This is a genomic window from Rhizobium sp. LEGMi-198b (assembly GCF_054114205.1).
On the sequence record NZ_JBSYVH010000015.1, the window covers coordinates 73,736 to 79,980 of the forward strand.

Genomic DNA, 6,245 nt, shown 5'->3' on the forward strand with positions numbered 1-6,245 from the left:
CGCTGGAAAAAACTTGGCCTTTGTATAAACTGAACTTATGGAAACCTTTAGAAGGCTTTTGCCATCAGCCTCGGCGCTGATCATCTTCGAAGCTGCCGGGCGGCACCAGAATTTCAGCCGGGCCGCCGTGGAACTCGGCATGACCCAGGCGGCCGTGTCGTTTGCCGTCAGGAAACTTGAGGATCAGCTTGGCGTGCCTCTCTTCCATCGCGGGCATCGCAATGTAGAGCTGACCGACATAGGAGAGCGCTTCCACGCGGATGTCACCGTGGGACTATCGCGCATACAGAAATCGGCGGAAGACATTCGAACGAAAGGACGTGAATCGAACGTCACGCTGGCGGCGTCGACCGCCTTCGGTTCCATGTGGATGCTGCCGCGCCTGGCGCGTTTGCGGGCCGACCTTCCGGATATCGACCTGCGTATCCAGACCAGCATGCGCGACCTTGATTTGGATGAGGAGCCGATCCCGCTCGGCGTGCGCGGTGGTGACCCGGCAAACTGGCCGCGTTATCACTCCGCCATGCTCGCCGCGGAGATCGTCTTTCCCGTTGCCAGTCCCGGCTTCGTCGAAAAACGCGGACGTCCCGAGCGTCCGGAAGACCTCTTGTCGCTGCCATTGATTCATCTCGAAGAGCCGGTCAGAGCCGCCTGCGACTGGTCCGAATGGTTCGCGAGCGCGGGCGTGCGATACTCTGCCCAGCCTCGGCGACTGGCAATCAACGACTACGTGCTCGTCATGCAGGCTGTTCTGGCTGGCGAAGGCGTGGCGCTTGGATGGCAGCACCTGATCGAAGAGCAGCTTGCCTCAGGAGCATTGGTCGCCGTTGGCGGACATGTCCTGAACACCAATCTGGCGTTTCATGTCGTTTGGCCGAAATCGCGGGAACTGAACACCCCGGCGCGGCGAGTACGTGACTGGCTGGTCGAGGAGGGAAGACGCAGCCGCGAGGAAAGCAGGGCGCGTCCCGGTCCGCAATAGCGACGGCCACTGGCGCAAAAGCTGACCTTCGCTAAGAAGTGTGGCGCTCGCCTCGGTCGAGTGATCGAGGCAAGCCAAAGGCGTCAGCGATCTTGGAGGCTTACCTCATCTTACGCTGCCAGGACTCCATTCTTCTTGGCAGTCCAGGTTGCGATATAGTCCATCAATGCGGGTGACAGGCAATCGTAAGGTTCGAGCCCAAGGTCTTTGAGGCTCGTGCGGACCTCATCCATTTTGCTGGGATCGAAACCACTTTCGATGATCGAGGACACGAAGGCGGCGAAGCCGGGCTCCGACCAGCCGCTCTCCTCGAAGCGCTCCGGATGGATGAACGAAAGGCCTTTGAAGGGATGGTCGCGTTCCACGGGACCATATATGTGGACACCGCACTCCTGACACGCATGTCGCTGGATAAGGGCGTTCGGGTCGACGACAGCGAGTTTGTCGCCATTTTCCAGAACCTCAACGGTCTCGGTAGGAGCGACCGCAACGATCGAAAAATTCGCGCCAGTTGGTTTCCAGCATTTCGTGCACCCACAGGCATGATTGTGAGCGATGTCACCCTTTATTCTGATGCGGACGGGATTTGTGGTGCACTCGCAGACCAATGTGCCTCCCGAAAACGATGAACCGCTTTTGCGAAGACCGCCATCCACATTGGGATGTATTCCGATGCTTGCCATCAGTGCTTCCTCCTAAATTGCCGGACCCATGCCCGGCTTCCTGAACATCGCGGCGGCGGATCAAAGAGCGAGCCGATCCGAAGCCACTTCAATAGTCCTTCGTTAATGTCGAAAAATGAAGCCGATCCCCGACTACAATTCGACGGCGTAGTAGGTGAAGCCGCCTTCGTCCTTGCCGACGCCGGAAATCGCCTCGTTGATTTTCTCGATCGGCCAAACCATCGGTGACATGACCGACAGATCGATGATCCCCGCTTCGACCATGGCGGCGATCTCCATCCCTTCGGCCGCCGTGAACCAGACCGAGCCAATCAATTCCATTTGCTCGTCCATCCACCATTTGACGTCCACGGGGAGCTCGCCGGAGGTGCCGCCGATGTTCACGATGCGACCCCCGCGCTTGACGCCGCCCATCGCATCCAACATGGATTCGAGCGGCGCTTTCGCCCCGAGCGTGTCGAGCATCAGATCGGCGCCGCTGCCGTTCGTCTGTTTCTTGACGAAGGCTCCGGAGGATCCATTGGCATTGGAAAACGCCACGATCCTGTCGGGTGCGATCGCCTTCAGCCTCTCGAGCAGCTTCTCGCCCCTGGCGACGGCATAGATCCTGGCAACTCCCATCGCCAGAGCGAACAGTGTTGCGCCGAGGCCCAAAGTTCCGGTCGCGCCGTTGATGATCAGCGTTTTGCCCATCAGAGCCCCGCACTTTTTCAAGGCGGCGTAGGAGGTTCCGAGGTAGCCCATTCGGGACCCCTGCACGAAACTCATATTGTCGGGAATTTTGACGATCTGCGCCTGGGGAGCGAGCATGTATTCGCCGAAGCCGCCATACGGATAGCGTGCGAACATTTCCAAGCTCTTGGGATTATAGCCAAAATAGCCGCCGAGCGTCCAATATTCACAAGCTTGCGGCTTTCCCGACGAGCAATGATGGCAAGCCCCACAGAAGCGTCCCGGGTTAACGTAGACGCGATCGCCGGGCTTAATGCTGACGACCTGCGGACCGACCTCATGGACGATCCCGCTGGGATCGAGGCCGTGAATTGCGGGGCGCGGCGGCAGCGGCATTTGCGGATACCACGTCTCCCAATTCGCCAGGACGTTCCCAAGATTCGGAACCATTCCGCAGGCCTTTACCCGGACAACTACATCGCTTCCGGTAGCGACGGGGCGCTCGACCTCGTCGATGCTCATCGGTTGGCCTACCGCATGCAGCCGCGCAGCGCGCATCGTATTCATAACCATCCTCCCATTCTCAAAAAAACGCATCGTATTGACATTCTATATAGATTGTGAATACCGTTTGGTATCTGAAAAGGCAAGCGGAGAAAGCCACAATTTTTCTCGCAGCCAAGGAAAACGGAGACGCCAGCGCGTCCAAGGGGGCGGAAATGCATATTGATCTAGTTGAGTGGCTCCGCCTCCTTTGCGGCATCTGGTTCTTGCCCCACCTGATCGGCAAGGGACTGCACTACGAGAAGGCGGCCGGCACATTCGAGAATGCCGGTTTCCGTCCCGCCAAGTTGTTCGTCGGCATCACGATGGTGATGGAAGCCGCCGCCGCGATTGGTCTCGTTTTTTCGATCTACCCGCGCATGGCTGCGGCGGTGGGCGCAGTCGTTATGCTGGGCGCCGCCTATGCAGTTGTGAAAATCAATGGCCCGAATTGGCGCTGGCAGAAGATGGGACCGGAATATCCGATCTTCTGGGCGCTCATTTGTTTGCTATTGGCTATTGTATGATCATTGCATTTTGAGGTACGCGTCAGTTTCTAGATACTGTAGGAACAGGAATCGCGATGGCACGGCTGACACGTGAACAAAGTCAGGCTAGGACGAAGGAAAAGCTCCTCGAGTCTGCTTACGAAGTTATGGCCCGGTTTGGTTACGCGGGAGCGTCGATTGAGCGCATCGCGGAAGAGGCGGGATATTCGAAGGGCGCTTTCTATTCGAACTTCACCAACAAGGAAGATATCTTCCTTCAACTCCTCGCCGGAAATGCAGGCGGGGACGTGGTCGAACTCACCGATCTTCTGGGGAAATACGACGATCCGATGCAATTGATCGACGTGTTGGCAAATTGGGCCAACAACCGCGGAGATGATCGCAAGTGGGGTATGCTCGCAATTGAGCTTTTGAGAATGGCCCAGCACGACAAGACGCTTGGCGATCGTCACATCAAGCTTTTCCGTGATCAGTGGGAAGGTGTGGGTGAAATCCTGATACGCAAACTTGATCTCACGATGCGGTCGCCGGCAACCCCATTCTACGTCGGCGGTATCGTCCTTGAGCTGACCTATGGCGGTATTTCGAGCTTCCTGAAGGACGGCGCGCCGGGTGACATGGTGCGGATCGTCCTCGGGGCGATGTACCGCTCTTCGCAAGAAGCGAAATTGATCTCAGGCGTAAACTAAGCAACGCGGCCTCTTCTCAGTTTTAGGCGGTTCCATCGCGCGTCCCGTCCGAACGCCCTCAAGGCATTCGGGCAGGACGCGGTGTGCTCTTACACTTCCCCTGGCCGGCCAACCAATTCTCCGACTTGACAGCAAAAATTTCGAAGTCTATCGTGAATTCGAAAACTATATAGTATGTGAAATCTATACGGTATCTTAGTTAGAGTGACCACGCCGTTGAGGAGCGGCGGTCAAGGGAGGGGAAAATGAATCAACCTGCATCCACTATGGCCTAAGGGCGTTCGCGGACGTCGCAACGCGCGCTAGATCGCGCGCGATCTTCGTTTTACTCGGTAATAATCGGAAAAGCTCAAATGCTAGGGTTCGGCAACTCCCCGCAGGAGATCATGGCCGCGTCTGTGCTTGCCTTCATTGCAGGCGCAGTAGCGGTTTCTGCATTCATGCGATGGCGGAAAGCCATACTGGCCACTGACCTTCTGATGCCGGTTTCGTTTCTGGCTGCCTATTGGTTCGTCTACAACAAGATACCCGAATTCCCTCCGGTCGGTGCCGTCAACAAGATTTTATATATCGCCCTATTGGGCACCTTTGTCGGCATTGTCCCAGAATTCAGCGGGCTGCAGCGTCTCGGAAAGATACTCGTATTGCTCCAACCTATCGCGGCAGCCCTCTATATCGGCCAGCCGATCCTGGGCGCAGCGCCGTTGGAGGCTCTGTTCGCGGCGATTGCGGGCTTAGCCGTCATGGCGTTCGTTCTCTTCGGGAATGGAGAAGCTAGCGATGACGATGTTAGGCGGGGCGGCGGCGTTGCGGTGCTCGCATTGGGCTTTGCCCCCATCGCCTTGCTTGGCGCGTCGTCTTCCACTTTTCAGCTTTGCCTCCTTTATGCGGCCGCCTCCTTCGGAGTTCTGGTTCTGCATGTGACCAAGCCCGCCTTTCGCTTCGGGCCTGCATCCTATCTGGGAGGTCTTGGAGGGCTGCTATCGGTCGCAGACACCGTCGTCCTGGTTACCCGCAAGACCGATTTGGTTGCTCTTGCTGTGCTTGCCTTGTCTGTCGTGCTCCCGCCGCTCGTTTCGGAACGCGTATGCCGTCGGATCGGCATTTCAAAGCCCTTTGCCCGTCTCGTTGTCTACATCACGTTCGCCGTCGCGCCAGCCGCATTGGCGGCACTGGTGGCGTTCCTGGACTACGGCACGGATTTCCCTGTTTAACTGAGGAGGAAGATGGAAATGAAAAAACGACTTGCAGCACTCTTGCTTTCAGCGCCGCTGCTGACGCTGGCGGGAAACCCCGCATGGGCAACGAAGTTCGACATTGATCCCGTACATTCCGGGATAGCATTCTATATCGACCATCTGGGCTTTTCCCGCGTTATCGGCGTGGCAAAGGAGTTTTCCGGAGCCTTCGATTTCGATTCCGCGAAACCGGATGCCAGCAGTCTCGCCGTCAAGGTAAGCGTTGCGGGAATATCAACCAACAACAAGCAGCGCGACGGCGACATTCAGGGAGCCGATTGGTTCAACGCCACGGAGTTTCCGGAAATCACATTCGTCGGCAAAGAATTCAAGAAAACGACCGACACAACAGGCCAAATTGTCGGAGATCTCACCATCGCGGGTGTGACGAAGCCCACAACCCTGGATGTGACGTTCAACAAGGAAGGCCAGAATCCTTGGGACAAGAGCCATGTCGTAGGCTTCAGCGCAACGACGAAAGTGAAGCGAAGCGATTTTGGGATGAAGGCTGCACTTGGCATGATCGGCGATGAGGTCGATCTGGTGATCCAAGTTGAAGGCCGTGAGCATCAGGGCTGATCACGATAGGTTCAGGGATTTTCGACCATTCATAAATGCGGGGCACCGTCGGCTGAAAATCGGCGGTGCCTTTTTTCATGGCGATGCATGGAGAAGGTCGAGATCAGTAGCCGACCAATCGTTGAATTTCAGATACTTTTTAGTATGCAAATTCTTCTTGGTATGTTAAATGCGATTTGTCTGGGACCGCAGCAACGCGCCGTATAGCTGCCTTCAGATCAAACGAGGAGGATATTAATCATGGACGTACGCGCCGCCGTAGCCGTTGCCGCCGGTAAACCGCTGGAAGTCATGACCGTTCAGCTCGATGGCCCGAAGGCCGGCGAGGTGTTGATCGAGGTCAAGGCGAC

7 protein-coding genes and 1 pseudogene are annotated in these 6,245 nt (G+C 56.9%); 6 read left to right on the plus strand and 2 right to left on the minus strand.

Annotated elements, in window-relative coordinates; genetic code table 11:
• Positions 1-37: 37 nt before the first annotated feature.
• Positions 38-982 carry a LysR substrate-binding domain-containing protein gene (locus ACXHXG_RS31870; protein ID WP_285170046.1) on the plus strand — a complete coding sequence of 315 codons (945 nt, stop codon included), beginning with the start codon at positions 38-40 and terminating at the stop codon, positions 980-982.
• 110 nt (positions 983-1,092) lie between these two features.
• On the opposite strand, the gene gfa is transcribed toward ACXHXG_RS31870, so the two are convergent.
• Positions 1,093-1,665 (minus strand): S-(hydroxymethyl)glutathione synthase, encoded by a 573-nt coding sequence (gene gfa, locus ACXHXG_RS31875; RefSeq protein WP_457901864.1) that lies wholly within the window; start codon positions 1,663-1,665, stop codon positions 1,093-1,095.
• A gap of 132 nt (positions 1,666-1,797) precedes the next feature.
• Positions 1,798-2,904: an alcohol dehydrogenase catalytic domain-containing protein gene (locus tag ACXHXG_RS31880; protein WP_457901865.1), complete on the minus strand. Its 1,107-nt coding sequence runs from the start codon at positions 2,902-2,904 to the stop codon at positions 1,798-1,800.
• Between the two features lie 53 nt (positions 2,905-2,957).
• Between ACXHXG_RS31880 and ACXHXG_RS31885 the strand changes: the two genes are divergently transcribed.
• The 5 genes and pseudogenes from ACXHXG_RS31885 to ACXHXG_RS31905 all read left to right on the plus strand — a co-directional run.
• Positions 2,958-3,407, plus strand: a complete 450-nt coding sequence (locus tag ACXHXG_RS31885; protein WP_457901866.1) for a DoxX family protein — start codon at positions 2,958-2,960, stop codon at positions 3,405-3,407.
• A gap of 56 nt (positions 3,408-3,463) precedes the next feature.
• The gene (locus ACXHXG_RS31890) at positions 3,464-4,078 is read left to right on the plus strand and encodes a TetR/AcrR family transcriptional regulator (RefSeq protein WP_457901867.1); all 615 of its coding nucleotides are present in this window, start codon (positions 3,464-3,466) and stop codon (positions 4,076-4,078) included.
• Positions 4,079-4,464: 386 nt separating this feature from the next.
• Entirely contained in the window at positions 4,465-5,292 is an 828-nt protein-coding gene (locus tag ACXHXG_RS31895; RefSeq protein WP_457901868.1) for a hypothetical protein, read from the plus strand.
• 18 nt (positions 5,293-5,310) lie between these two features.
• The gene (locus tag ACXHXG_RS31900) at positions 5,311-5,895 is read left to right on the plus strand and encodes a YceI family protein (RefSeq protein WP_260304357.1); all 585 of its coding nucleotides are present in this window, start codon (positions 5,311-5,313) and stop codon (positions 5,893-5,895) included.
• A 240-nt stretch (positions 5,896-6,135) separates the two neighbouring features.
• Positions 6,136-6,245: pseudogene (locus ACXHXG_RS31905) on the plus strand (S-(hydroxymethyl)glutathione dehydrogenase); the annotation flags it as partial.

Coding starts and splice junctions, on each gene's coding strand:
- ACXHXG_RS31870 (WP_285170046.1), top strand. CDS start 38: ATGGAAACCTTTAGAAGGCTTTTGCCATCAGCCTCGGCGCTGATCATC.
- gfa (WP_457901864.1), bottom strand. CDS start 1,665: ATGGCAAGCATCGGAATACATCCCAATGTGGATGGCGGTCTTCGCAAA.
- ACXHXG_RS31880 (WP_457901865.1), bottom strand. CDS start 2,904: ATGAATACGATGCGCGCTGCGCGGCTGCATGCGGTAGGCCAACCGATG.
- ACXHXG_RS31890 (WP_457901867.1), top strand. CDS start 3,464: ATGGCACGGCTGACACGTGAACAAAGTCAGGCTAGGACGAAGGAAAAG.
- ACXHXG_RS31895 (WP_457901868.1), top strand. CDS start 4,465: ATGGCCGCGTCTGTGCTTGCCTTCATTGCAGGCGCAGTAGCGGTTTCT.
- ACXHXG_RS31900 (WP_260304357.1), top strand. CDS start 5,311: ATGAAAAAACGACTTGCAGCACTCTTGCTTTCAGCGCCGCTGCTGACG.